General features: G+C 35.6%; 15 protein-coding genes. All 15 read right to left on the bottom strand.

Annotated features, from left to right (window positions below; translation table 11 throughout):
• Nucleotides 1-177: 177 nt before the first annotated feature.
• Nucleotides 178-1,149, bottom strand: coding sequence for a CobW family GTP-binding protein (locus F4V57_RS02745; RefSeq protein ID WP_070070393.1), 972 nt, complete (start codon nt 1,147-1,149; stop codon nt 178-180).
• Nucleotides 1,149-1,445, bottom strand: coding sequence for a hypothetical protein (locus tag F4V57_RS02750; RefSeq protein ID WP_070070394.1), 297 nt, complete (start codon nt 1,443-1,445; stop codon nt 1,149-1,151). Before F4V57_RS02750 ends, F4V57_RS02745 begins: the two co-directional genes overlap by 1 nt.
• A gap of 14 nt (nt 1,446-1,459) precedes the next feature.
• Complete coding sequence (locus F4V57_RS02755; RefSeq protein WP_070070395.1) at nt 1,460-2,209, bottom strand: SDR family NAD(P)-dependent oxidoreductase; 750 nt, start codon at nt 2,207-2,209, stop codon at nt 1,460-1,462.
• Nucleotides 2,210-2,271: 62 nt separating this feature from the next.
• Nucleotides 2,272-3,039, bottom strand: coding sequence for an SDR family NAD(P)-dependent oxidoreductase (locus tag F4V57_RS02760; RefSeq protein WP_070070396.1), 768 nt, complete (start codon nt 3,037-3,039; stop codon nt 2,272-2,274).
• A gap of 9 nt (nt 3,040-3,048) precedes the next feature.
• A complete protein-coding gene (locus F4V57_RS02765) occupies nt 3,049-4,428 on the bottom strand; it encodes an MFS transporter (protein ID WP_081409242.1) in 1,380 nt (459 codons plus the stop codon).
• A gap of 29 nt (nt 4,429-4,457) precedes the next feature.
• Nucleotides 4,458-5,339: a polysaccharide deacetylase family protein gene (locus F4V57_RS02770; protein ID WP_070070397.1), complete on the bottom strand. Its 882-nt coding sequence runs from the start codon at nt 5,337-5,339 to the stop codon at nt 4,458-4,460.
• 45 nt (nt 5,340-5,384) lie between these two features.
• Nucleotides 5,385-6,737, bottom strand: coding sequence for an amidase (locus F4V57_RS02775; RefSeq protein ID WP_070070398.1), 1,353 nt, complete (start codon nt 6,735-6,737; stop codon nt 5,385-5,387).
• A gap of 762 nt (nt 6,738-7,499) precedes the next feature.
• The gene (locus F4V57_RS02780; RefSeq protein WP_070070000.1) at nt 7,500-10,604 is read right to left on the bottom strand and encodes an efflux RND transporter permease subunit; all 3,105 of its coding nucleotides are present in this window, start codon (nt 10,602-10,604) and stop codon (nt 7,500-7,502) included.
• Nucleotides 10,605-10,607: 3 nt separating this feature from the next.
• The gene (locus F4V57_RS02785) at nt 10,608-11,768 is read right to left on the bottom strand and encodes an efflux RND transporter periplasmic adaptor subunit (RefSeq protein WP_070070001.1); all 1,161 of its coding nucleotides are present in this window, start codon (nt 11,766-11,768) and stop codon (nt 10,608-10,610) included.
• Between the two features lie 58 nt (nt 11,769-11,826).
• Nucleotides 11,827-12,438 (bottom strand): GNAT family N-acetyltransferase, encoded by a 612-nt coding sequence (locus F4V57_RS02790; RefSeq protein WP_070070002.1) that lies wholly within the window; start codon nt 12,436-12,438, stop codon nt 11,827-11,829.
• Between the two features lie 28 nt (nt 12,439-12,466).
• Nucleotides 12,467-13,753: a lysine N(6)-hydroxylase/L-ornithine N(5)-oxygenase family protein gene (locus F4V57_RS02795; RefSeq protein ID WP_070070003.1), complete on the bottom strand. Its 1,287-nt coding sequence runs from the start codon at nt 13,751-13,753 to the stop codon at nt 12,467-12,469.
• A gap of 19 nt (nt 13,754-13,772) precedes the next feature.
• Complete coding sequence (locus tag F4V57_RS02800; protein WP_227515691.1) at nt 13,773-15,398, bottom strand: (2,3-dihydroxybenzoyl)adenylate synthase; 1,626 nt, start codon at nt 15,396-15,398, stop codon at nt 13,773-13,775.
• A gap of 19 nt (nt 15,399-15,417) precedes the next feature.
• Entirely contained in the window at nt 15,418-18,471 is a 3,054-nt protein-coding gene (locus F4V57_RS02805; RefSeq protein WP_070070004.1) for a condensation domain-containing protein, read from the bottom strand.
• Nucleotides 18,472-18,495: 24 nt separating this feature from the next.
• The gene (locus F4V57_RS02810) at nt 18,496-21,582 is read right to left on the bottom strand and encodes an AMP-binding protein (RefSeq protein WP_070070005.1); all 3,087 of its coding nucleotides are present in this window, start codon (nt 21,580-21,582) and stop codon (nt 18,496-18,498) included.
• Entirely contained in the window at nt 21,579-24,953 is a 3,375-nt protein-coding gene (locus tag F4V57_RS02815; RefSeq protein ID WP_070070006.1) for a condensation domain-containing protein, read from the bottom strand. The genes F4V57_RS02810 and F4V57_RS02815 overlap by 4 nt, the downstream gene beginning before the upstream one ends.
• Nucleotides 24,954-24,974: the final 21 nt, after the last annotated feature.

Consider the following 24,974-nt stretch of genomic DNA (forward strand, 5'->3'; position numbering starts at 1 on the left):
TTCAAATTAATCCACATTAATGACTTTCCACCTCCACGCCCTCTAAAATAAAAACTTATTAAAAATCAATTTAAAACTTCTATTTTTGATTTTAAATAAATCCTAAACTGTTAAATTACGCACACACAGCCCCTATTCCGTATGTTGTTAAATACAGAATTCTGAATTTTCAATCCGTTAACTTGCCAGTTTTTGCATAAATAGCTGAAACGAACGTTGTACCTGTTGCACATCAAGATGACGGGCAATCACGACTATTCTGGAGGTTTGCGCTTGCCAAGACCAAGCTTCCAAATGCTCAGGTGGATACAGACAATGCTGTACCCCCTGAATTAATACAGGTTGCTCAAAACCTACTAGTTTTAAAATTCCTTTAATTCTAAGGAGTTGTTCTCCATACTTATTGAGTAATAAATTGAGCCAGACACCAAAAACTAGCCCATCAATCTCTCCTTCAAATTCAATTACACATGTCTGGGTTAAATCATGCTTTGCCTTATCCACGGGTTTAAAAAAAACAGCAGGATTTAAATTTTGGCGATGAAGTAACTGCTCTTCAAAAAGATCAGCAACACAGTAAATATCCTGTACATTTTTAATTACTATCTCAGCGTGAAGTTGCTGAATTTTATCCTTTACTGCGAGTTGTATGCTGTCACCAACCCGGTCGCATTTACTCAACAAAATCTGATCAGCGGCAACAATTTGTGTCAGCCACTCAGGATGTAGTTGCGATTGTTGGATAGCATTTTCAGTATCTACAACGGTAGTTAAACCGTGAAGATAAAAACGGCTCTTAAGATGAGTATCCTGCTGAATGGTCGCCAGAATTGAAGCAGGATTTGCCAGTCCTGTGGTTTCAATCAAGACCCTACTAAAAGCTGGTATTAACCCTTGGGCTTGCTTGTTCAGCATATCTAATAAGGTTGTTTTCAAACTGTCCAAAACTGTACAACACATACACCCACTCGGTAATAGAAAAGTATTGTCTGCAACAGTTTGTACCAGTAAATTATCAATACCGATTTCACCCAGTTCATTAATGAGTACAAGTGTGTTTTGTGCATCACCTGCGAGTAACAGGCGTTTAATCAGTGTAGTTTTACCACTGCCCAAAAAGCCTGTCACAATATGTACCGGAATACTCATTATAGACACTCCAAATAGGACAAAATATCTGGGCTTAATACGTCTAGCTTTTCGCCTGCCATATTTTCAATCTCCAGCAGTAATGCCATAAAACCATTGGCCATACTGCTTTTTCCGGTTGCAGTTTGTACAATATAATTGGTGCCATGAAAATCAGAAATTGTTAGCCGTTGTGGTGCGGTCAATAGATTTAAAATTTTAATGCGTCTTAATCTTTCCTGCCGTTTCGGTAACGTTGAAGCAAGCGCATCTGTCCAGTCTGGTGTTTCACCGATCACGCCACATAATCCACACATCGTACTATCCTTAATTAGGGCATAACATCGCCACTATTTGGTCCTAGGGTTTGCCCTACAAATAAATTACCACCCGGTTCAGAAGCCAATAATATAGCAACAGGTGCCACTTCTTCGGCGGTACCGAAGCGGCCTAAAGGCAATTCTTTGGCTTTATCCACTTTCCATTGTTCACTAATTCCCTCAACCAACGGTGTTATAATTGGGCCTGGTGCAATTGCATTCACTAATACATTATGTTTAGCGACTTCCTGAGCGAGGGATTTAGTAAAGCCAATTACACCTGCTTTTGCAGCGCAATAATGCGTGAGTTCAACCCCGCCTTTAATGCCTAGCTGAGAAGAGACATTAATAATTCTTCCCCATTGTTGTTCAATCATGTGCGGTAGAGCCCGTTGACTGGTGAGAAAGACACTCGTCAAATCGATTCTCAACATGTCTTCCCACATTTTTTGGCTTAAATCGACACAAGGTGCTTGTGTCAGAATGCCGGCATTATTGACCAGAACATCGATTCCACCATAATATTCAATACATAAATCAATAGTTTGATTAGCACCTTCAGAATAACTAATATCAGTCACAATAGTGTTCACATGAGAAGTGAATTGACGACAAAGTTCTGCACTTATTTCCAGTTGTTGTTGATTTAAATCACTGAGTAACAGTGCGCTACCCTGTTTAGCAAAGGCTAAGGCAATTGCAGCACCAATACCGCTTGCTGCGCCAGTGATCACCACACGACATTCTTTTAACTGTTTCATTTTAAATCCTTTCTGATTCTACGTCCGCACCATCTCGGGTGCAGACATTTAAACTTAATCTTTTAATCAGGCCAGCGCACGGTCAGCCCACCATCTACAATAATGCTTTGCCCAGTGATATAGCTGGCCTCATCACTCGTCAAAAACCGGATGAGTTTTGCCACTTCATCTGGACGTCCAACCCGACCTAGTGGAATTTTTTTGCCTGCTTCGGCCAAACCTTGAGGACCTAAAGAATTTTTTTCATCTAGGGATTGTGGCGTCTCAATTAAACCGGGAATAACAGCATTACAGCGAATACCTTTAACGGCCAATTCAACTGCCAAAGAACGGCATAAACCCGGTACGCCAGATTTTGCAGCCGCATAATGGCTATGTTCTTGCCAACCATATACGCCGCCGGCAATAGAGGAAATCGCAACCATTGCGCCTTGAGCTACCATATATTTACTTGCTGCTCTAAAGGTTCGCATTACGCCTGTTAAATCGACATTAATCAGTTCATTCCATGCATCGTCTGTCATCTCCAATAAAGACGATTGACGTAGTAAACCTGCATTGGCAATTGCATAATCGAGCCGGCCAAAATGGTCAATTGCAGCTTTGACACCAAATTCTACAGATTGATAATCAGCAACATCTACAGGCACCATGATGCATTCGCCACCTGCCTGTTTTACCAGCTCTTCTGTCAGTTTCGGATCATGTGGATCTTTTTCGAAATAACCACCTACAACACGTACATTATGCTTGGCATAAACCACAGCCAATGCCTGACCTATACCACTTGCAGCGCCCGTAATAAATGCAACAGGATTTTGATTAGTCATGTTTTTTCCTTATTTCACATCTTCTGGATTGACATGGCGAGCAGCAAGCATCACCAAACCAGATAAAAAGCATGGCAAAGCACCAAACCAAAGTGCGGCACTCGCCCACTCTCCACCACTGGTTAATACACTGGTGATACCTACACCAGCTAGAATTGCCCCAATTGGTCCCATAGCGTGTACAATCGCGCCGCCAGTGGCACGGATACTAGTCGGGAAAGATTCCCCCATAAAGAACAACATGGCGGAATAAGGTCCAGTCAGAAAGAACAAGCCCACACTATAAAGTGCTACCACAGTCACTAAATCATGTGATGCCACAACCATAGCGTAAAATGCTACACCACCACACATCCAGCCCATTGCAACAGTATTTCTACGGCCAATGCGGTCACCCAACCAGCCATGAACCAGATAGCCGATAAACCCAACTAGATTAGATAAAATCAGAATAATTAATGAATTTTGGAATGATAAATGATGGACATTCACGATCACTGAAGTACCCAATACACTAAATACCTGAATTGCAGACCAGTTAAGTAGAATGGCTAAACTCAAAATTAGCGTTGGTCGTAATGCTTTACCCTGAAAAGCTGCTTTTACGCCAGTTTTTTGATGCTCTTCATGATCAAGATGATATTCTGCAGCCAGCGCATTTGCCTGATCAATTTGCCCCGCTTTTTTTAATTCCGAGATTTTTCTGATAATCTGAAACTGTGGACTTTCTTTAAGTTTTCTTGCCAAAATCGCAATAATAAAAGCTGGAATTGCTGCAAAGATAAAGCAACCTTGCCAACCAATATGTGGTAGTAAAATTGCAGTTAATGCCGCAGCAGCCAATGCTCCAACTGGCCAACCACTTTGCACCAGTGAATAAATAAATCCCTTGCGTTTTTTAAATTTCTCGTCTTTGGAGGTGGCATACATTTCAGTCAAGTAAGTCGCATTCACACCTTCTTCAGCGTAGCCCAGTCCCGCAACTGAACGAATAATCGTTAAAGGACCCTTACCCCATCCAGCACCAATTGCTGTCATCGCTGAACTAATTGCTGTACCCGTCATAGTAAAGATAATACCTTTACGACGCCCAATCTTATCGACAATTGGCCCAATCGCAAAAGCAATAATCGCACCGCCCACAGCAATCCATGTCGCCAAACTTGCTTGTTCAGCCTCGTTCCAATTGAAATGTCCTCCCATTACCGGGAGCAACGTTCCAAATAAAATAAAATCGTATACTGCGAATACCCATGCAAAAAAAGCAATCCAAGAAGCATAATTAATATCTTTCTGGCTGATTACTTCAGGCTGCCAGATATCAGCACTTTTTTGGGTAGGTGATTCTGTATTTCCAGCACTATGGTCTAAATCAATATTTTCAGTCATGGTCATGTTCCTTTAATTTAAAGCTGACATTAACCAGCACGAGGAAAACGTTTGGCAAAATCAGTTGCGATTTCATCCATCATTACAAACTTCACACCTTCATGTGACTGAAAATGCTCAATTAAACGCTCTAACATCAACAACACTTGTGGACGTCCAGAAACATCTGGATGAATCGTGATTGGAAATACTGCATAATCCATTTCACGATAAACCCAATCAAATTGATCTCTCCACATTTGCTCAATATCCCGTGGATTGACAAAACCATGACTATTTGGTGATTTTTTGATAAACATCATTGGGGGTAAATCATCCAAATACCAGTTTGCAGGAATTTCAATAAGATCCGTTTCTGTACCCCGTACCAAAGGTTTCATCCATGTATCTGGATGTTGGCTATAATCAATTTTGGTCCATGAATCACCGACTCTTACGTAATATGGCGTAAAATCGTTATGCATCAGACTATGATCATATTTAATGCCTTTTTTAAGCAAAAGTTCATTCGTAACATTACTGAACTCCCACCAAGGTGCAACATAACCTGTGGGGCGTTTTCCTGATAATTGCGTGATTAATTCAATCGCTTTATCCAGTACAGCCTCTTCCTGTTCAGGCGTCATTGCGATTGGATTTTCATGACTATAACCATGCATACCAATTTCATGACCAGCATCGACTACGGCTTTCATCTGTTCAGGAAATGTTTCAACAGAATGCCCAGGAATAAACCAAGTTGTCTTGATTTGGTATTTCTCAAACAATTTCAATAAACGTAATGCACCTACTTCTCCAGCAAATAAACCACGAGAAATATCATCTGGTGAATCTTCACCACCGTATGAACCTAACCAACCAGCAACAGCATCTACATCAATACCGATAGAAACTAAAATTTCTTTAGCCATGAGATCATCCTTTTTTAAAGTATGCGTGAATAAATTAAAACGAATTTACTTGTGGGCTGCACCAGCAAGTACCTGTTCTACAGCAAGTGCTGCGTGCAAAACCTTTTGATCCTGATTACAGATTCCTGAAATCAATAGAGCAGTAGGTAAACCATATTTATCCGAACCATTTGGCAGCGTTAAACATGGCATATCCAAAAAACTTCCCGGCATAGTCAGCCTTAGTGTTCTTGCGTTGGTTTGAAAAAAAAGTGTATCATTCTGCTCAAGTGGTTCTCGTAATGGCGCAGTATGTGCGACTGTTGGCGAAAGTAAAAAACCATCACAGAGTTCTTCTTCGAGTAAATGCTTTAATCTTTTTGCTGTTGTGTATAATTTAATTTGTATTGAGGCAGGTAAATCTCTTGCAGTTTCCAGACGAGAACGAACCCTGAGGTCTATTTGCTGAGCAGCATCACTATTTAATAAATCTTCATGTAAAGTAAAGGCTTCGGCAGCCCCCAGCCATTTACCGTCATCAATAAGTGCAAGAGTTTCATGAATAGCACTGATACGATGATATTCGATATATGCACCAGCCCGTGCCAGACGCTCGATGGAGTGTAGAAAATTATTTTTTACTGCAATTGTGATGGCAGGATCTTCCAAAAGATCAAGATCGACAAAAAACTTAAGCTGCCGTATTAACGGATATTTAGGTAATTGTACATTTGCTTGCCCATGCAATAGACAATCTAATACATAACAATCACGGACACTTGTCGCCAACGGTCCAAGTGTATCCAATGAGCTCGCCAGAGGAAAAACTCCGTCTTTTGGATATCTTGCACAACTACTACGATAACCAACCACACCATTAAAAGCAGAAGGGATCCTGATTGACCCTGCGGTATCGGTTCCCATAGATATCTTGACAATACCATTGCCAACAGCCACAGCCGAACCTGAAGAAGAGCCACCAGGAATACATTTCGGGTCCACAACATTTTCTGGAGTACCAAAATGTGGGTTTAAACCCAGCCCAGAATAAGCAAATTCAGTTAAATTAGTTTTTCCAATGTTAACCATACCCATACGCGTTAACGCAGATACGATGCCTGCATCATGCTGGGCAGGAGGATGATGCTTAAATATCTTGGCACCGGCTGTGGTAACCATGCCTGCTACATCAATTAAATCTTTCCAAGCAATGGTAACTCCATCAAAACTAGAAAGTGGGCAAGCATTTTTCCAACGCTCTGTAGATGCCTTAGCTTCCCTATAAGCACGATCCAAGCTTTTTGAAATAAATATCGATTTAGCAAAATTTATTTCGACAATTGACTTTTCAAGTTCAATTAAAGGTGTAGTACTACCTTCAGCAAATTTTTTTACTAATCCCAAAGCATCTACAATCATAATACCACCATAAATGTATATTTATATAAAAATACATTTATCTTTTAGCACATAACATGCCAAAAACTAATTAGACTAAAGTATGTACTTATTTCTTATAAAAAAATTAAAAAGTATTATGATTTAATTTTAATTATCATAGCCTTAAATAAAAATGTATCTTTATAAAAATGTATCAATATGATGCATTGATCTGTAAATGCACTATTTAAATACACTTGAATTTCACCAATATAAATGTGATATAAGCTTTTGAAGATTAAAAAGTATTAAAATAATATTCAGATATTTATAAAAGATTAAAAAAGTAGTTACATGATAATAGATCATTATGCTTTTTAACTAGAGATAAAAAAATACACAAATAAATATTATGCTTACTTTGATAAAAAGGCTTTATTGCATAAATTTACTGTTAAGGCTATGATTAATAAAAATATTGCAATTTGATTTGATGATATATCTCTCCAAGTACGGGCAGTTCAGTTCACCACAAACAATGTCAGTGATTCACAACTACTTGGTAATCTACTCAATCAAATTCCACAAAATAAACAACTCAACTCCCTATATAGTAATAGAACTTATGACACTAAAGACCACCAACAAGGAACTTTAGGCAGATAGAAATATAAAGTAATTCCATAAAAGTGCAAAGTCTTGTAAAGATAGAAAATTTAATTAATAGAACACAATGAACTGCTTCAAACGGTCAAACATTTAGGCGAGACACTATGGAACAAGGGTTATGATAAAAATGTACTAATTATTTTTCCTATTAACCAAACTTTTAAAGTAATTTTTAAAGTTATCCACAATGACATATACAGCAGGAATAACCAGTAACGATAATAAGGTGCTACTAACTAATCCACCAATAATTGCAATCGCCATTGGCATACGAAAACTTGGATCTGTACCAAATCCCAAAGCAATCGGCAACATTCCAGCTCCCATAGCGACTGAGGTCATAATAATCGGTCTGGCTCGTTTTAAACAGGCATCCTGTATTGCTTCTGCTCGAGTTAATTGTAACTGGGTTCTGGCAATAATAATGTAATCTACCAATAAAATAGAATTTTTTGCAGCAATACCCATTAACATGATCAAGCCGATCAAACTAGGCAAGGCCAATAAATTATTAGTTATTAGTAATAAAATAAATGCACCAGCCGTAGACAAGAGTAAGGCCATCAAAATGGTTACGGGTTGAAAAAAATCTCTGAATAATAAAATTAATATGGCATATATACAAACAACACCCGTAATAATCACCAGACCAAAACTTGAAAAAAGCTCAACCATAACTTCGGCATCACCCGTATTGGTCAACACAACCCCTTCAGGTAAATTCTGCATAATGGGCAAGGAGGTTACTTGTGTTGCAATATCGCCTAATGCTTCACCATTCAATTCCATAATAAAATTAATATTTCTTAACCGATTAAATCGCTCAATTTGTGAATAGCCATTTTCCATGGTCATCGCTGCAATACTGCCTAGCATGACTTCTCCTCGTTGACCATTGATCATTAATTTTTTAATTTTTTCAATATCCTGTCTAACCTCCACAGGCAATCGCATGACAATCGGAATCTGACGCTGATCAGAATTTAGTTTTGATAAATTCTGATCATAATCCCCGATGGTTGCTACCCGAATCGTTTGGGCGATTGTTGATGGACTAATGCCCATCATTGCTGCCTTGGCATAATCAGGTTTGACCACAATTTCCTTGCGTTCCAGTGCAACCCCAGAAGTGACTGTACCAATATTGGGTATACTTCTAAGCTGTTCTTCCAGAATATAAGCTGTTTGAAGTAGTTTGTCGGCATCTTCTCCCGATAATGCAAACTGATATGAATTATTGGCAGTTTCCAGACCAATCTGTACTCGTGTACCACTAAGATGATCAATCAGGGTTTTACGTAAATCCTGTTCTATTTGTTGCAAAGTTTTTTGACGATCCTGATAATCTACCAGTTGAATGGTCAAAACTGCCTTTCTAACTTCTGCAAGATTGGAAGCCAAAGGATTATTTCCTACGGAGCCAGCACCAATCGTTGTATAAACACTTTTTATATCAGTCTGTTGCTGAATCAGTTTTCTGGCATATTCGGCAACATCAACCATAGTTTTTAAATTGGTTGCTGCGGGTAATTCCAGCCTTACCTGAGTCTGCCCCGTATCTGATGATGGAATAAATCCTTTTTTTAATAAGGGAATTAATAACATTGACGTCATAAATAGCACAATTGCCATGATTAAAGTTAACCATTTATGCTCAACACACCATTTCACCTTGTTTAAATAGGTATCCATGACCATGCCATGATTGTGTTTGGGTTTTAGAACTTCATCTTGTTTCGCTTGCTGATCTGAATTTAACTGAATAAAAGATTTTAACAAATAAGCACACATCATTGGCGTCAATAATCGGGCAATTAATAACGAGGTAAATATGGCAAGAGATGCTGTCCAGCCAAATTGCACAAAGAATTTACCAGCAACACCACTCATAAAAGCTGTAGGTAAAAATACAACGATCAGGGAAAGTGTTGTGGCAATGACTGCCAGTCCAATTTCATTCACAGCATTCATGGCCGCCTGATATGGACTTTGCCCATTCTTCATGTGACGAATAATATTTTCTATCTCGACAATGGCATCATCCACCAGAATTCCAACCACCAGAGATAATGCCAGTAATGTCACAACATTGATGGTAAAACCCAAATAGTACATACCTGCAAAAGCAGGCAAAATGGAGAGCGGTAAAGCAATTGCTGCAATCAATGTTGCCCGCCAATCCCGTAAAAATAGCCACACCACCAGAATGGCTAATAATGCGCCTTCATATAATAAATACATTGAGCCGTTATAATTACTTTTTACGGGATTAACAAAATTAAAGGCTTCATTAAGTTTTAAATCAGGATATTGTGTTTGTAATTGCTGCAAAACCAGCTGGATATTTTTTTCAACTTCAATTTCACTTGCACCCTTGCTGCGCAGAATTTCAAAACCGATAACAGGCTGACCATCCAGTAGTGCCAGACTACGACGTTCGGTATAACTATCCGTTATATTTGCAAGTTGATCCAGACGAATGTAATTTCCATTTTTTAGGGCAATATTAATTTTACTCAAATCGGCAACAGTTTTTGCTGTGGCATCTATACGAATAACCTGTTCACCCTGCCCCAGTTTCATTTGCCCACCTGATGCTTCAAGCTGGGTTAATTTGAGTTGCTTTGACAAATCTTCAACTGTCATATGAATTGCGGTCAACTGATCAAGCTGTGGCTCAATATTGATTTGTCGGGTTAATCCTCCCACCCGACTCACAGCACCGACACCATGCACCTGTAATAATCGCCGTTGTACTTCATGATCGACAAACCAAGATAAACTGACTTCATCCATTTCAGGTGCCTGAATGGTATAGGTCAGAATTGGAGAAGATGCGACATTAATCTTATTAATTGCAGGTGTTGGCATTTCTGCGGGTAAATCAGCCTGAATACGGGAAATTGCTCCCCTAACATCATCCACAGCTTCCTGTAAATTTTTTTCAAGATCAAATTCAACTGTAGTAGTTACCACACCATCCGAAATAATTGTAGACTGGTGTTTTAAACCTTCCAGAGTATAAATGGCATCTTCAATTTTTGTGGCAACATCAGTTTCCAGTTGTCGAGGTGCTGCACCTGGTAAAGTGGCCGTTACCGTCACCACGGGTAGCTCAATATCAGGAAATGACTGAATCTCCATTTTATAAAAGCTATATAATCCAACACAGCTTAATAAAATAAATAGTAATATTGATGGAATTGGATTTTTTATTGACCAGACAGAAAAATTCATACGTTAATTCAACTCTTTCAGCAAACCATTGGTAATATTAGAAACAGGAATCTTATTTCCGATTTGAATAACATCACCATCTGAAAGGAAGTTTCCACTTGATTCTACGACTTTAAGATTTTGATCCAGATTAAAGACTTCAACCCTGTCTCCTGTTTGACGTCCTACATTAATTTTTATACGTTTAACTTTATTATGCGGATTTACCACAAAGATATAAGAATAACTATCCTGCATCACAATGCTACTTTGTGGCAAGGTTAATACCTGATGTTTACCCAGTATAAATCTTCCCTCAACAAACATTCCCATTTTGACAGCATCACTAACAGGTAAATCAACATAAGCAATTCCCCGATTAGTATCCTCATTCACCACAGGTGAAAGTTGACGTACATGACCAGTAATAGAATGACCATTCGATGTTTTAATAATCACCTGCATTGCAGGCTGCAAATCATATAATTCCCGCTGAGTAACTTCGGCATGCCATTCAAGCTGATTTTTTCGGATCATTCTAAATAATTCCTGTCCAGCCTGTAATAATGATCCTGTTGTTGCCGTTCTGGAACTAATCACGCCATCATCTGTGGCATAAATTCTGGTCTTCGATAACCGAAGCTCATTTGTTTTTACGCCAGCCATAGCTGCTATTAATTTGGATTGAGCCGTTTTTTCAGTAGTTAAGATTTGGGACATTTCCTGATCTGAAATTGCCCCTGTATTTTTTAAATGTTGAATACGATATGTATCCTTATTGGCCTCATCCAAAAGAGATTTAGCCTCCAGAGCCTGAGCTCTGGATTGAGATAAATCTGCCAGAATAAGATCATTATCCACTTTTGCCAGTAATTGACCTTTTTTTACATGATCACCAACATTTACAAATATCCTATTAATCTTCACACCAGAAATTTCGCTACCAATAATGACTTCCTGCCACGGTTTAATATAGCCATAAGCCAAAAGATCTCTGGAAATATTCTCAATGCGGGGATGAGTAATAGAAACTGTCATTATGGGTGAACTAGCAGTTTTTGTTTGTTGTTTATCAGAAGAATGACTCTGATAATTGAATAAAAACAAAACCAGAAAAACAACAACAAAGAAAAGTACATAATACTTTACTTTAATTTTAGCAAAAAAAGATTTATTACTTAACATAAATAATCCAATAATACAGATTTATTCTTTAACAGAAAGTGAGATAACAGATTAATCACTATTGGACTTCAATCTTGTCTTTAAATTTTTGCATAACCTCTGAATTATAAAATTGATCTTTTTCACAAAAATATAAAACAGCTTTCTTTTCTGGCATGATTAAATCTTTCTGTATCATATAAGCAAAACTTTCTGCAATCTTAAAATAGGCTTTAATATTACTATTTGGTTCACCAACAATTTTTTTCGCCTGAGTATTTCTAAAAATAAATTCATTGATCAATATTGCCATATAAGTTAGATATACACCTCTCATTCTGGCACTCACATTTGCCAAAGCCTGATGCCACCCCATATCATGAATATCAGCATCATAGTATCTTGCCAATCTATCACGATACCCTTCGTATATTTCAATATAGGCAATATCCATATTATTCTTTGTCATGATATATGGACGCTGATGATCATCTGCCAATGCTTTTTCCAGATACATTGCAACATTTTCTATAGATTCATCTAGATGCCATTGTTTAGCAATATGTTCAAGATTCATCCATTGATGAATCAATGCCAAATCTTTTGGATAATTTATGGCTCTTAATGCATAAGTGTCGTGATTAATATCCAGAGAAAAATAATCAGGTAAACAACGTGATATAGTATTCATATAATTTCCTACATATAATCTGTTTAAGTTAATGTGCTGGTTCAAAACTCTGGAATGCTATTCTTTTTTCAACCTGATAGACATCTTTATTTAAAATACTATTAATAATAATTGAATTTCGATAACAACCCATACCAAGATCACAAATAGATATACCATGTGAATATAATCCAACATTTTGAACGTAGATATTATGATCATTATTTACGCTATAATTAATATTTAGTTTCATTCTATTTTTATCATCCCAGTTAATTACATTTTTAACAGGATCAAGAAACTCAGGAATACGATAACCATAACCAAGAGATAAAATAACTACATTAGTTTCTACACTGAAGTTTTCTTCCAGATCCAGATGTTCAAATTCCAGAACCAGATTATTATCACGTTCATGCATGGATTCCAGTCTAGAATTTGGCATAATTGTGGTTGCAATTTTGGCTGAATTCGATTTAATGTATAATTCACTATATATCTTATCAATCAGTTTCATGGAAATACCTTTATATAATACATCCTGTATTTCTATAATCTGATCTCTCTTTTTTTGTGTTAAGGAATAAAAATGCTCTGTATAATCAGGTGAAGTATATTCTAGTGCCAATTTTCCCATATCCATAGTAAAAAAGTGTCTCGATTGTGAGAACCAATTCAATGAATAGTTATATTTATCAATATCTTTCAATAAATCATAATAAATTTCCGCACCACTTTGCCCACTACCAATAATGGTAATTGATTTCATTCTTTGATAATTTTCCTTATTATTAATGTAGTTACTACTTAAATGAACTTTATCTTTATATTGTTTACAAAATTCAGGAATATTAGGTGATGTTCCTGTACCTAGAACAATATTTTTAGTTTTGGCATAAGCAATATCACCATTATCATTAATCCACTGTATGGTGTATATATGCATGTTTTCATCATAGATAACTTCCTGTACATTGGCACTAAAATTAATATTTTTCATCTTACTGACTGCCCATTTACAGTAATTATTATATTCTGAGCGTAGAATGTAATATTCTTCACCAATATAAAACTGATAAATTTTCTGAGTTTCTTTTAAATAATTTAGAAATGAAAATTTACTGGTTGGATCGGCAAAACTAACCAGATCAGCAACAAATGGAATTTGTAATGTACTCCATTCTGGCATAATACCTGTATGCCAATCAAACTCTTCTTTTCTATCCAAAAATAGCGTATTTAATTCTTCTAATGGTTCGGCAAGACAAGCCAAACCAAGATTAAAAGGGCCAACACCAATACCGATAATGTCATAAATTTGATTTTGTATGCTCATTTCTATTCTCCAGATTTATTTATTTGAGTTTTTGTTTGTGAATTTTACCAACATGGGTATATTTAAATTCACTCACATTTTCTACTTCATCGGGAAGCTTATATTCTGCAATTCGTTTCTCTTGCAAAAATTTACGTATTTCTCGTAAAGAGAATATTCTATCTGCATGTTCTGAAATAATAAGAACTTTTATCTTTTCACCTAGTATTTTATCTTCTATACCAATCACACAGACATCTTTCACACCATTGAATTCAAGAATCAAATTCTCTAATTCACTAGGTGTTATTTTTTCTCCAGCCCGATTAATCTGCTCTTTTGCACGGCCTGTAACAACGATATTTCCATTGTCATCAATGAATCCAATATCACCCGTAATATAAAATCCATCTAGGGTAAAACTTTTTTTATTATCTTCTGCAGAATTATAATAACCATTAATCGTATAGGGTCCTCTGGTTAATATAAACCCTGCTGCATTACGCTTTAATGCAAAACCATCATCATCTAATATTTTGATTTCATCATATTCAGATAGTTTTTTACCTTGTGTATATACAATGGTATTTACATCATCATCCAGATGAGTAAAATTAACCAGACCTTCGGCCATACCATATACTTGTTGTATAGTAATATTTAATTTCTCGAGAATTTCATTTGCCAGGACTGGTAATAATTTCGCACCACCAATTTGGATTACTTTTAGACTTGATAAATCATAATTATCCTGCTTACCAGAATTAATCCATAAATTGATTAAAGCTGGAACCAGTGATACCTGCGTAATCTTATATTTCTCAATCAATGAAAAACAGTTTTTTGCACTGCTATCCTGAGTAAGAATGACTGTTGCACCCGCATAAAAAGCTCCCAGAAAACCAGGAGAACTCATGGTAAAGTTATGCATGACAGGCAATACAATTAACTGTTTACTGTGCTGATCCAGATGCGCCACGTCTGCACTTAAACGTACCGAATACAAATAATCTGTATGTGTTCTGGCGATCAGTTTGGGTAATCCTGTTGTACCACCTGATAATTGCAAGAAGGCAATATCTGTGGCTTTGGCCTGACTTTGTTGATTAAAATCAATGGATAAGTTTTTCAGTGCAGGAAATGAATCCTGTAAAGTATGACCATTGGCTATGGTTTGTCTGTACCATAGATTCAAATTCGGCTGTATAAACTGATTGGTCATGTCAATGACTTCATCATGATGCTGATGGCGATCTACAATACGGATATAACCCACAGCCCGACTTTTTCTGGCAATATTTTCAATTTCATGAGCTCCATGACCATTTAAACAAAACACTGGTCGAGCGCCAATAAAAGTTAACCCAAACAAAACCACAAAAAACTCGATCACATTCGGGGATTGAATCAGGACAAAATCACCCTCTTTAAGTCCTTTTTTCGCAAGATAAGTCCCATATTTTGCAGCATAATCATAAAGCTCTTGATAAGTTAAACTTTTTTGATCCTGACGAACGGCAATCTGGTCAGCATACTTTTGCCCACTTTCTTCCAGCATTTGAAATAAAGTTTGATTTTGCCAACAACCCTTTTCCAGATAAAATCTGGCTCTTTCTTCTGAAAATGGAATAAATCCATTTTCTATATCTTTTTGCATTTGATGCATTTTAATTACCTTTAATTATTTAAATTGTCAAAGTTAACTCTTTTCTAATATCAGTAATATCATTTAATTGATGATCACTGACTTTAATCATGGCATGAAAAACACGTTGCACCAGATCAATAATCAATGCTACTTTGTCTTCACTATAATGATTATTTCTGTAGCACATCACCACTCTCAATGCATTATCAATAGATAATGGTTCTTCATATAATTCAAAATGCAAACCATATTTTGATAATGTTCTTTCAGGTTCCAGCAATTCAAATTTAAGATCTTGTTGATCATCTACCAGTAAGACACCAGTCAGGGAATTTTTTGCATGGAATTGTATATATATCTCAAATAGGCTATCCTCACTTAATTCATCATCTGCTTTAACCGCAGCTTCAATAATTCCTAAAGGAACATCAGAATATGGCAAGCCTTCTATAATGGTATTCTTCACCTGTTTAATTAATTCAGAAATTTGCATTTCTTCATTAAAATGAACATGATGTAATACTACATTAGTAAAATAACCGACTGTTTCCTGATATTTAATATCTTCACGCCCAGATACAGAAGTCCCAAGCAATAACTTTTTACCACCTTCCAGTAGATAAATAGCCAATGCCAGAGTTGAATATAATGTATGAAATAATGAAGCATTATTCTGTTTTGCCAGATGATTTAATTTTTGCACATCAACAGCATTAAGTGAAAAACTGACAAAACCTCCTGCAATGTCTATTTCTGTTACTTCATCCTTATTGGACAATAAAGGTTTTGATTTATAAACAGTGCCAAGTTTTTGTTTCCAGTATGCCAGATGCTCACCCAGAATAACTGCATGATTCTGCTCTAAAGCATGTTGATGGAATTGATTTGGAATAGTATCCCATTCAGGTATTTGATGATTAATTCGCTTCTGATAAGCAACCCATAAATCCTCAAGCAAAATCCCTGTTGACCATTCATCCATTACATTGTGATAGATTAATAAAGATAAAATCGGCTGGCCATTTTCATCTTTCAGGAATTTAACCCGAATTGGGAAATGATTAAATAAATCAAAACTATGATAGTTTTCCTGAATCAGGATATTTTGATAATCTTCATTGCCCTGTGCATCTGAATACCAGAACCATTGATAATCCTCAAATTCCTGCATAGGTATAATTCTTTGTAGAATTTCACCCTCTGAATTTTCAATTAAAATGGTACGAAGTGCATGATGGCGTTGAATAATATCTTTAAATGCCAAATAAAAAGCATTTTCATCTATATTAGAGGAAAATCTTAATGCATACGGAATATTAAAAATTGGATTTCTACCATAATCAGAAAACTCTATATAAGTTTGTTGTAATAATGAGAGTGGCGCAATAATGTCTATATCCGTTTCTGCTACAGGTATGACAATATCGGAGTGATTATATTCTGTATATGTAGCGAATTTCACCAATTCATTTGCTGTGGGTGCATTAAAAAAATCAGCGATATTGATCAAAACCTGATGCTTTGATTGCAAACGGCCAATCACTTTGGTCGCCAGAATAGAATGTCCACCTTTATCAAAAAAATTATCTGTTGCTGTTAATTCTGGTTGATTTAAAACTTGTCTAAATTCCGACAAAATGGTATCCACTAGGGCAACATTTTCAGATAAATGCTTATCTTTATGATAATTATTTGATTTATCATTTACTATGTTTGCCAAAATATCTTTACTGCTATCTATGCCTTGTAAAAATTCCAGGAATTTTTCCAGAATAATTGCACCCGCATTTTTTGATAAAGCGTTCCCTGTAGTTAATTCAAATGTAACCGTCTGCTTATTCTGATCAAATTGTACAGCCAGAGCCAAATCATAATCCATATTCAAAGAAGGTATTTCAAGAGGAATCACTTCTATTCCATCAAGATTTAAAAACTGCGTTGCACATACAAACTGAGTAATTAAAATATTAGGAATATCTTCTCGATCTGTTTTTGTTACAGAAAATATCTCCTCTATCGGTAAATCATAGGAAATACCATTTAAAATTTGATTCCGCACTGCCCCAATAGTGGCACTTAACTCGGCATTGGTAGATACTCTGACTGGAATCACATTAGAACTTGATGAAATCTGATCAAGCTGTGTAATTTCCCGATGCTCAACAGTTGGGATAAGAATATCTACTTCATTAATATGCGTAATATTGCTTAGGTATAAACCAAACAATGTTGTAATACTATGAAATGGTGTTGCTTTGGCTGTTTCACTCAATTTCACAATAAATTGTGATGGATATTTTGCTACAAATCTATTTGCCAGATTTTCCCCTTCAAGATAATTTTCTACGCCATATCTTGTTACTGGATAATTATGAATTAGCTTATATACCTCTGGAAAATCATAGTATCTCAAACCATCGTTAAACTGATCTTTCCAGTAATTTAAAATATCCTGTTTGTTCTTTTTTTCATGTGTTATAAATTTTAATGATGAACTCTCCTTAATTCCAGATTGCTCTACTGCATGTTGATTATAATATTGGCTTAAATAATGGAATACAGGTTTCCATGAATTATCATCCATTAAAATATGATGTCCAAGTATTCCCAGAATAACTTCATTCTCAGTCTGAAAAATACTAAATTGAATAGAAGGTATAGTTGCCAGGTCTATGGGTTGTGTTACCTTCTGAATCAGATATGCTCTGGCTTCATATTCATTTTTTATTTTAATCATTTCTACAGTTTTATAGCTTTGATGAATTTTTTCTAATTCGCCTTCATCATCCAGTTTATAAATCAGATTTAAATTTGAGTTACCTTCATATAATTTTATAATTGCAGACTGTAATCTTTCTATATTAACCTGACCTTTTAATTTCAATGCCAGAACAAAAGGTCCAGAAGCAGATATGGGATTTTGTTGATGTAACATCCATGCCCGCTCCTCAGACATGGAAACCTGATTATCTGACAATACAGCATTATTCTGTATCTCCTGTTTTGGATTTGCACCTAATTCCTGTAATTTTTGCTCAAATATACTAAATTTATCATCAGTCATCATAGATTGATTATTTTGAAATTTCATTATTACATTCCTTTTTATTAATACTCAAATTTGCTTTTCAATATATTCTACGATGTCATGAATAGTTTGGCATTTTGCCAAATTATTCACATCTACAGATATATTAAATTGTTTTGAAAAATGTTTTGCTATTTCATTCAATTGTTTAATCCTGATACCGACAGAAATAATATGACTATCAAGGACTATATTTTCAGTATGATTTCGAATTACCGGTAATTCACATAATATTTCAAAGACATTACTATTTTGTCTGGATTGCTTGGGAGTAGAATCTTCTGTTATAGTCTTTACAATATCCTGATGATTAAAGTTAATGTGTTCTTTAACCAGCTCATGTAACTGTTTACGATCAATTTTTCCATTTCTGGTTAAGGGCAATTCAGATAATTTAATCCATCGGGTTGGAATATGAGATACTGGCAGTTCCTGTTTCAACCAGTTTTTTATACTTAAAATATCAATAGCTTGATCAAAGTTACTTGTATAAATTGCGACCAACTCATTGCCATCATATATAGGGTTAAAACAGGCCAAAATAACAATTGATTGAATTTTATAATGTTCAGCTATTTTATTTTCTACTTCAAAAGCAGATATTCGAACACCTTTAACTTTTAAATAACCTTCATCCCGTCCTACAAAAATAATATTACCATCTGCCCGCAAGTATCCTTTATCACTACTTTTATATAATCTTAATGATTGACCTACATTATCCTTGATATAAATAAAATCATTATCTGATAACTTACCATCAATTAAATAACCATTTGCCAGATTGATTCCAGACATGCAAATACTGCCTACGTCACCAATAGCACAGGGTTGATATTGTGGGTTCAGAATACAATAATCATTATTTTTTAATGCCTTACCATATGGAATAATGTCCTGATCCTGATGAGTAATTTCATGCCAGATACTCCATATGGTTGTTTCTGTCGGCCCACCTAAAGAGAATAGGCGAATTGCTGGAATAAGCTTTTGTAAATTCTGGATCACTTTAGGTTTAACAAAATCACCCCCCTGAGCGATTAATCGTAATGACTGGATCTGATGCGGTTGGGCACACATCAAGAGCATGTCAACAATGGCTGGAACGCTAACCCAAATTGTAATTTTATAATCGCTGACCAGTTGTGCCCAAGCCATAGCATTTTTACTGTCTTGTGGTGTTGGTAAAACCAGCGTTGCGCCAATAGATAAACTGCCAAAAATATCAAAAACCGACATATCATGATGAAATGGTGTAACTCCCATACAAACATCATGCTCATTCATTTGCCATCTTGCTATGGTTTGCTGCACGACATTCGCCGTAGCAAGTTGATTTAAGACCACACATTTCGGCATACCTGTGCTGCCCGAAGTGTATAAATAATACGCTGGTGTTTCATCTATTACATAATCAGAAATCAGTGCATAATTTTCTTGTTGTTGTAATACCTGTTGAATATCCAGATAAGGAAAATTTTCGATTCTGGATTCAGATACCACCAGATCCGCACCACAATTAGATAATAGATAATTAATTCTAGCTATTGGTGATGCCATATCTATTGGCACCCAGATAATACCCAATAAAGTACAGGCAAGCGTAGTATAAATATGCTCAGGACTTTTATGCAGGCAAATTGCAACAACAGAAGATCTTCCCAAATTTCTCTGCCTAAAGGCCTGTTGTAATTTAGCTACATTGCTGGCCAGTGTTTTATAACTAATCTTTTTCTGATCAAAGATTAATGCAATTTTATTCTGTGAATTTTGCAGTTTCAGCATTAAATCAGCTAAATAATCATGAACCTGTATTTCATTTTTTGTATGCTGATTTGCTGTTATATTTGATCTATTTTGATCAAATTTTACCTGTTCTGCCAGATTAAACTGCGAAAATTCACTCTGAATCTGCTCTAGAATTCTTTGAATAAAACCATCATCTAGTGCAGTGTTGCAATAATCAAAATTAATTTCTATATCAGCATCTCTGCTTAGGCTGACTCTTATATCCAAAGCCAATTGAGGCGTTCTGGCTAATCCCGAATGGTAAAATAGCTCTTTTGTCTGAAAAGCATTTCCCCATGATAATCCATTGGTAAATGCAACAGGTAATACGATGGTTTTTGCATATTTTTTAATTAAAAGTTTTGCAATTTCTATTCCTGAAAAAGAAATATGGCTCATTGCATACAAAATATCACTTTGTAATTTTTTTGCCCTATCAATAAAATTAGATGGATTCCTGACATCATAATCAATCACAATAAAACTGGAAGAATTAGCAATTTTGTTCGATAAGGAAGAATCTGATACAGGCATGGAAATCAATAAATACTGTTCCTGAGTAAATTTTGCTACCTGTTCAAGAATAATTGCAGTTAAAACAACATTCGGCAATAATTTATATTTTGCTGCCTGTCTTGAAATCTCTGACCATTGAGTTTTATCAACAATAATACCTTGCCGTACATGATTAACAGCAAAAAGCTGATTTAAATCAGTTTTCCAGGGTAAACAACTTAATCCATTAAAGCTGGCAACTTTCTTTTCCCAATATTGCTTATCTTGTGGTTTATTTAAAAAATAGGCAGGTATTTTATCAGTCGTATCTGGTGTTTTTTCTAGAATGGCATCACTATCAGAAAACAAATTAGACAATAATTTTGAAATAGAAAAACCATCCAGAATAAGCCCATCAAAACTAGTCAATACAACCGAGCGATGTTCCAGACCTTCAGGTAACTGTACCAAACAAATAGACCATAAAGGCTCAGATAGAGAATGCGTTTTAGTAGAATATTGCCGTCTGATCTGATGTAGTTGATCATTCGCTTGTTCAATACTCAATGATGATAAATCAATGATTTCAAATCTGGACGCAATAGCATCATATTCATATTGTGTTAAATTTACATCATCAATGATAGTTCTTAAGGCTGGCGTGTGTAAAACTGCCGTATCTATAGCCTGTTGCAATTTAGCCGATGCAATATTGCCATGAAACTCCCGAAAATCATGCATGGCAAAACCACCTAATGGCAATACCTCTGATCTTCCCAGTAGATAGGCTTTTTGCAATGGATTGAGTTGTTTGACATTGGATTTTTTCATTCTTCAACTCCTGCATATTCTAAAAATAATTCGGCGATAATTTGAGATTTTTCAGCCAGTTTTTCATAAATAAGCTGTGCAATATCATTTACCGTTCTCTGCGTAAATACATCAACGACTGTAATATTTGCACCCTGAAAATATTTATTAATAACCGTTGCCAGATGTGTGGCAAGTAATGAATCACCACCAAGATCAAAAAAATCATCCTGTCTGGCAATATCGGCAGCTGCTGTTCCTGTAATTCTGGAAAAAATATAAGTAATGGTTTTTTCCAAACTGGAATGATTATCTTCCATAAGATTAAGATCATAACCAGCTTCAATATCAATTAAATCAGGATCAATAACACCTGTTTTTTGTAATGGAAAGTCATCCACAATCACAACTTTAACGTCAATTTTCTTAAATATATTATTTTGCAGTAGTCCATTCATTTGCTGTTTAAACAGATCATATTGCAGATTTACCGCACTTACTGCCACAAACAATACCGAATGATGTTCAAATATTTTAATATATTCCACTGTTCCAGTATTTAAAATCATCTGTTCCAGATCATTAAGGTCAAGATCATCCTGAAATACTGGAGTTTTATTACCACACAAAATAATTTTATTATCAGCAGAATAATAAGCACTATCGGCTGTTTTGACCCAGTGTTGTTGTGCCTGATCATGTTGATTTACATATTCAGGGAAATTTAAATATATTTTCCCTTCAACGCCAACTGGGCAAGGGAATAAGAAATGATTTTTTATTTGTAAATTTAAACTAGGCCATATATTAAACTGATTCAAGCGTATTTTATTTTTTATATCGCCATGTTCAATTCTACTATAACCTATATAAATTGCATGATCCAGATTTGCAATCAAGCCAGTTAAATGGATTTCTGGATTAATCTTGTTCAGAATTTCACCTAATTTCCAGTGACTACATTGGTAACAGAACAATACCCTTTCAAGTTGCCATATCACATTCTGATTAAATTTAGCAAGCTCATATAAATGATCGGCTGCCATTTTTAATGTATTGATTTTATTGTATTGAATATATGCTGAAATTTTTGCCATATTCGTTATATCTTGTTGATAAAGATGAATACTGCCTCCTTTTAACAATACAGCAAATGCATCAATCCACCATAAATCCGTCACGACATGATCCAGTATGAGCAATTGTGTTTGAGGTGAAAATTCAGAAATTTCTAGAAGATCAACAGCTTGATTGGCAATATACTGGAAATCAATCGCCTGCTGTGAAGTATTTAAAATCTGACTATGCTGAAATGACGGATAAAAATTCAAATCCAGGATCATTTCTTGAGCTGTTGATTCAGCAAGATAATGATTTTTTAATGCTGATAAATCAATATTATTATTTTGCGTCAGAACATAATCGTCATGATCCGTAATTGTCCAGTATTCATGATCTTCACGTTTAACCCCCTGATTTTGATGTTCAGTATGGATAATGGTTTTTACATCAAGATTGATTAAAGACAATAGGCTAACTATTTTCCATAACTGATCTGTTATGGATAGATAAACCACAGCATTTTGCTGAATACCTTGGTGCTGTAAAAAATTCGTACTGGTGACGATCATATTCCATAGCTGCTGGTAATTGATCTTTTGCTGCTGTATTGTAATGGCAATCTGATCTGGAGATTGTCGCACAATAGCTTCAAGCTGCTTAATGAATATTTTGTCACGACCTGCTACAAAATCCACCTTGTCCTGCTGATTTAAATACAATGCTAAAATCTGATGCAGTTGTTTATTGGCAATCGAATCTGATTCTGCAATATAATGGATCAAATCTGTATAATGCTTAAACATATCCGCAATAATTTGTCGATCTTTAAATACACCAAGCCTTACATCCCAATTAATTAATATCCCATTCATAAAGGCAAAAATCTGTGAATCCAGATTAACTTTTGGCCCTTGTGATAACGCCCATATCGGTTGACCCAGTGTTTCTGTGACTTGTGAAGAAAATAAATGCTGCTGATCATTCAGACATGCACTAAAAATAACAGGGGCAGTTTCTGTTTGATTGTGCTGTCTGGATAAATCCCGCAAAATATCTATACCAGCATAATGCGTATGTTGTAATCTAAGTTTTAACTGACTGGCAAGACGAGTACAAAATTGCTCAAAAGTTTGATTTTGCTTAACATCTATATCAAGTAAAATAAAATTAGCAAAATCTCCAACCACATTTTCAAACGATGTATTTGCAATATGTTGATTAAATACAGGATAATTCAATCTGAATTGTGGGGTTTGATTCCATTGTGCAATTGTCAGGGCAAAAGCTGCCAATAATAATTCCGATAATGAAATATCCCATTGCTCAGCAATAAGATTTAATTTACGGGTCTGATTTTCATTAATATGATCACTAAAGCTATCAAAATAATTTTCATCCTGTATATGTAATGCCGACTGATATGGTAATTGTGGTGCAGGAAAAGTATGCTGAATAGTATCTAGCCACCAGATTTTATCTTCTGCAACTTGTTTATTCTCACTGGAAAATTGCTGTAATTGATCCAGATAATCAAAATACTGAACACGCTGCGGTACTGTTAAAGCATTTTCATCATGATATAAACGGCTTAAATCTTCTATTACCTGTAAATAACATTGCGGATCTGCGGCAAGCATATCTATATCAATGTGAATACGATATTTTTCTTCTGGTAATAACGACACGCTAATATCAATAAGTTGCCCTGCCTGTAAATCCAGTTTTTGATGGCTTAATTGCTGGCGTTTTTGATGTAAAAATTCCGTAACCTGTGCTGGTTGATATAAACGTAAATCATCCTGACGAATTCTGACTTCAACATTTGCTTTAATTTGTTGTAAACCATCCTGATTAATGCTCAATCTAAGCATTGGATGAACATAAATCAGTTTTTGTAATGCTGCTTGTAAGCGGGGTAATTGCAATTGTGGAGCAGAAAATTCGACATATAAATGTGCTGCGGCATCCCCTGCCTGTCTACCTGCCCAGTAGGCATATTGCATATCAGACAACTGGCGCAAGGTATTGATATTTTCCTTTACTACTATTGACTTTGTGGTTGCTTTTTCCTGTTCGGCACGATCTGATTCTGGACAATCTGCATGATCCAGATTTGCAACAAGTCTGACCCAATCTTCAATAGTGGGAGAAATAACAAAATCCGTATAGGATAAATCCTTTGCATATTTTTGCTCAAACTGATCAACCAGCTTCATAATACTCAGGGAATTTAAGCCAAATTCTATTAAATTATCGTCACTGGCGAGAGTTTCATTACCCAGATCCAGCACATCACAAACCTGTTCAAATATTTCTAATTGCAAATTCATTTTTTGACCTGCTTATATTCA

Origin of the sequence: Acinetobacter qingfengensis (assembly GCF_008693185.1) — a bacterium.
Taxonomy (GTDB): Bacteria; Pseudomonadota; Gammaproteobacteria; order Pseudomonadales; family Moraxellaceae; genus Acinetobacter; species Acinetobacter qingfengensis.

What these genes read in the sequence shown, in the direction of transcription:
- F4V57_RS02745 (WP_070070393.1), bottom strand. Translation starts at nt 1,149, where the DNA reads ATGAGTATTCCGGTACATATTGTGACAGGCTTTTTGGGCAGTGGTAAA.
- F4V57_RS02750 (WP_070070394.1), bottom strand. Translation starts at nt 1,445, where the DNA reads ATGTGTGGATTATGTGGCGTGATCGGTGAAACACCAGACTGGACAGAT.
- F4V57_RS02755 (WP_070070395.1), bottom strand. Translation starts at nt 2,209, where the DNA reads ATGAAACAGTTAAAAGAATGTCGTGTGGTGATCACTGGCGCAGCAAGC.
- F4V57_RS02760 (WP_070070396.1), bottom strand. Translation starts at nt 3,039, where the DNA reads ATGACTAATCAAAATCCTGTTGCATTTATTACGGGCGCTGCAAGTGGT.
- F4V57_RS02765 (WP_081409242.1), bottom strand. Translation starts at nt 4,428, where the DNA reads ATGACTGAAAATATTGATTTAGACCATAGTGCTGGAAATACAGAATCA.
- F4V57_RS02770 (WP_070070397.1), bottom strand. Translation starts at nt 5,339, where the DNA reads ATGGCTAAAGAAATTTTAGTTTCTATCGGTATTGATGTAGATGCTGTT.
- F4V57_RS02775 (WP_070070398.1), bottom strand. Translation starts at nt 6,737, where the DNA reads ATGATTGTAGATGCTTTGGGATTAGTAAAAAAATTTGCTGAAGGTAGT.
- F4V57_RS02780 (WP_070070000.1), bottom strand. Translation starts at nt 10,604, where the DNA reads ATGAATTTTTCTGTCTGGTCAATAAAAAATCCAATTCCATCAATATTA.
- F4V57_RS02785 (WP_070070001.1), bottom strand. Translation starts at nt 11,768, where the DNA reads ATGTTAAGTAATAAATCTTTTTTTGCTAAAATTAAAGTAAAGTATTAT.
- F4V57_RS02790 (WP_070070002.1), bottom strand. Translation starts at nt 12,438, where the DNA reads ATGAATACTATATCACGTTGTTTACCTGATTATTTTTCTCTGGATATT.
- F4V57_RS02795 (WP_070070003.1), bottom strand. Translation starts at nt 13,753, where the DNA reads ATGAGCATACAAAATCAAATTTATGACATTATCGGTATTGGTGTTGGC.
- F4V57_RS02800 (WP_227515691.1), bottom strand. Translation starts at nt 15,398, where the DNA reads ATGCATCAAATGCAAAAAGATATAGAAAATGGATTTATTCCATTTTCA.
- F4V57_RS02805 (WP_070070004.1), bottom strand. Translation starts at nt 18,471, where the DNA reads ATGAAATTTCAAAATAATCAATCTATGATGACTGATGATAAATTTAGT.
- F4V57_RS02810 (WP_070070005.1), bottom strand. Translation starts at nt 21,582, where the DNA reads ATGAAAAAATCCAATGTCAAACAACTCAATCCATTGCAAAAAGCCTAT.
- F4V57_RS02815 (WP_070070006.1), bottom strand. Translation starts at nt 24,953, where the DNA reads ATGAATTTGCAATTAGAAATATTTGAACAGGTTTGTGATGTGCTGGAT.